At 55.7% G+C, this 526-nt stretch carries 1 protein-coding gene; it reads left to right on the top strand.

Annotated elements, in window-relative coordinates; genetic code table 11:
• Window positions 1-212: 212 nt before the first annotated feature.
• The coding region (locus AC1RPT_RS07625; RefSeq protein ID WP_481762957.1) for a hypothetical protein at window positions 213-526 on the top strand (314 nt) is incomplete at its 3' end.

Below are 526 nucleotides of genomic sequence, written 5' to 3'. Positions count from 1 at the left end.
CCATGATCACGTTGGTGTTGGAAGCATTGGTTCTGAATCCTGCGGTGCTCGCTGGTCTGGCCGTTGCCGGTGGTCTAGGCGTCCTAGGCTATTTCGCATGGGACACGTTTTTCAAAGCATCGCCCATAGTAGATACTGTTTATGATGACGCGGGTCGGCTTGTGGCTAGCACGGGCGCAGAAGCCCCACTCGGGGCCGGGGACGTTGGGGCTATGCGAGCAGCTGGTCCGGTGCCTCATGTAGAGCATAGAGACGTTACCAGTATAAGCGCGTTGGTCGCTCGCGGTGAGGGCGACTACAACAGTGTGAACTACGGTACGCGTGTCAAGGATAAGAAAAAGAAGGGGCGCGCGGGTACTGAAGACCTTGAGAACATGACGGTCAACGAGGTTATGCAGCATCAGCAGGCTGGTGACTTTAATGCTGTCGGTCGCTACCAGATCATTACGACCACGATGCCCGAGATCGTTCGCGGCCTAGGCTTGACCGGTCAGGAGAAGTTTGATAGGACTACTCAAGACCGTAT

This window comes from Dellaglioa sp. CoH-56-MRSF-11, from assembly GCF_056782135.1.
Note: the sequence above shows the minus strand (reverse complement) of the source record. Positions and strands in the feature narration are given on the sequence as shown.